The organism is Chrysiogenia bacterium (assembly GCA_020434085.1).
Lineage (GTDB): Bacteria > JAGRBM01 > JAGRBM01 > JAGRBM01 > JAGRBM01 > JAGRBM01.
Map to the genome: position 1 here is coordinate 1 of JAGRBM010000303.1, position 2,175 is coordinate 2,175.

Below are 2,175 nucleotides of genomic sequence, written 5' to 3' on the forward strand. Positions count from 1 at the left end.
CACAATCTCGGGCTGAGGCTGGGGCTCGCCCAACAATGGGTTCAACGCGAAGTAATCGACAATGGAATACAAGCTGCCCGAGAAACCCGGCTTCTGAATCGGATTCACGAAGACCCAGTCGAAGCCCATCTCCGCGGCACGCTGAAGATGCGGCGTCCATGCCCGACATGGGCCTGCCAACAACGGAAACAGATTATAGACGATCACGCATCACGGACTATCACAAACCAACTCTCGCCAAAACCCGCCAAAACCCGGGCGAATGCCGCCCCCCACGCGTTTCGAACCTTGCGTTCATGCTTTGAGACGTCACGGCGCACGAATCACGTACTCTGTTCCCGTCCAACAGGTTGACAGTGTTCGGGGTCGAAATCCCTGGACCTGAGGCCTCAGGAGCGGAAATGGCAGTCGTGGCAAAGAAGGCAAGAGAGCATAGCTTGGAAGGAACTGAGGGCGTGACACGAGGTCGGCCTGGGCGTCGGAGTGCGGCCGAGCGGAAGCAGGCGGTGATGGAGTTGCTCTCAGGAAAGGCAAGCTTAGATCAGCTCGCGAAGCGATACGGTGTACTACCCGGAACGGTGTCAGGGTGGAGAGATGAGGCGCTCGATGGCATGGAGACGGCGCTGCGCCATGCTGATGGTGGCTCGCCCCGGGAACGAGAACTCGAACGACGCGTGGTGGAACTCGAGGAAGCGCTCAAAGATGTGTCGCTGAAGTACGCACTCGCCTCTCGCGGGGTGGAGGCATGGAAGGCCACTGCGCGCCCTACTCGTCGTGGGAGGTCACTCAAATGAGCCGAGATACGGAGTTCGGGCGGGCGAGCGTGGTGCTTGTGTGCACGGTGTTTGGGCTATCCCGGGCGGCCTACTATGCGGCGAAGCGTGATGCGTCGACACCCTCGCGGGATGAGGCCGGAGCTTCACCCTTGGCCAGCCCTGCGGCCTCGGAGAAGTCTCGGCGGGGCATCGCAGTCGAGGCGCTCCGACCCGCCATTTCATCCATCGCGGCTGCGCACCCGGCATGGGGCGTCCGCAAGATCCACGCGATGCTTCGTCGTGCCCCCTATGAGCTTCGCACGAGCCGAAAAAGGGTCTGGGCTCTGATGAAGGATATGGGGCTGACATTCTCGCCCGGTGTCCGCCCTGGAGAAGCACCTCGAGGCACAGTCGCCGTGGAGTTTCCGAACCGGCTGTGGGGCACGGACATGACGACAACATGGACCAAGGAGGAAGGACTTGTGGCGATCGTGCCCGTCATCGATTGTGGTTGTCGCTCATTGCTTGAGCTACGGGTCACGAAGTCTCAAGAGTCCCCGGCCGTCCTTTCTGCGGTCGGCGCCGCGCTCTTTAAGACCTTCGGCTCGCCATCCCATGTCCCGGATGGTCTGGGATTACGCACAGACCATGGGCCGCAGTACACGGGCGGAGACTGCGAGGAGCTCTGCAAGCGATGGGGTCTCGACCATACGTTCGCGCCCGTAGGTCGCCCCACCGGCAATGCAGTGACGGAGCGAGTCATCCGCACGATGAAGGAGGAGTGTATTTGGCTACGTGACTGGAACTCGATTGCCGAGCTCCAGGCTGCGCTTGATGCATGGCGCATCGAATACAACGAGCGTCGGCCTCATCAGTCGCTCAAGTGGAGCACCCCCAGCGAGGTTCGAGGGTCGCACGGCGCGCTGAAGTTAGCGGCATGAGCGAGCGCATTTTTATTCGATGAAGTGTCTTGAACTTACGGGAACAGTACAGTGCGCTCGCCGGCTTGCTCGGACGAGAAAGAAGCTTAAGGTCTGTCATGGCAACCCTGAAACATGAAGTCTGGCGGGAGCCCGACGGGATGGAAATGTGCTGCTTGGCTGGGCCGATGGGCGATGACGCACGTCGGGCGCTCGCACCTGGTGCCACGCTTCTCTGGACTTTCGATGCTGGAACGCATTTCGAGGCGATGACGAAGTACAACGATTTTCTGGGCAGAGCGCCCTACACGACCGATCAAGAAGCAGACAGGCAGCCGTACCCCGATGACTGGCGGGCTGCGCAGAGTTGAGGTGAGCGGCCCGCACCACAGAGCTCGGCTCAAAGCGCTCGAGACTGGCGGCGTCGTCTCGCGCGTGGCGCCAATGTATCCGCCGAGTTGGCGAACGTCGCTCGTGTACGCGACGGCGTTGTTTCGTAG

At 61.2% G+C, this 2,175-nt stretch carries 4 protein-coding genes; 3 read left to right on the forward strand and 1 reads right to left on the reverse strand.

The genetic code is table 11. The features are described from left to right. Positions 1–207 (reverse strand): alpha-amylase (locus KDH09_10560; protein ID MCB0220126.1); only part of this gene is annotated, 207 nt, incomplete at its 3' end. A 194-nt stretch (positions 208–401) separates the two neighbouring features. Between KDH09_10560 and KDH09_10565 the strand changes: the two genes are divergently transcribed. From KDH09_10565 to KDH09_10575, 3 genes are all read left to right on the forward strand, one after another. Further along, positions 402–794 (forward strand): transposase, encoded by a 393-nt coding sequence (locus tag KDH09_10565; protein MCB0220127.1) that lies wholly within the window; start codon positions 402–404, stop codon positions 792–794. Next, complete coding sequence (locus KDH09_10570; protein ID MCB0220128.1) at positions 791–1,696, forward strand: IS3 family transposase; 906 nt, start codon at positions 791–793, stop codon at positions 1,694–1,696. The genes KDH09_10565 and KDH09_10570 overlap by 4 nt, the downstream gene beginning before the upstream one ends. 107 nt (positions 1,697–1,803) lie before the next feature. Next, positions 1,804–2,046, forward strand: a complete 243-nt coding sequence (locus KDH09_10575; GenBank protein MCB0220129.1) for a hypothetical protein — start codon at positions 1,804–1,806, stop codon at positions 2,044–2,046. The last annotated feature ends 129 nt before the right edge of the window (positions 2,047–2,175 follow it).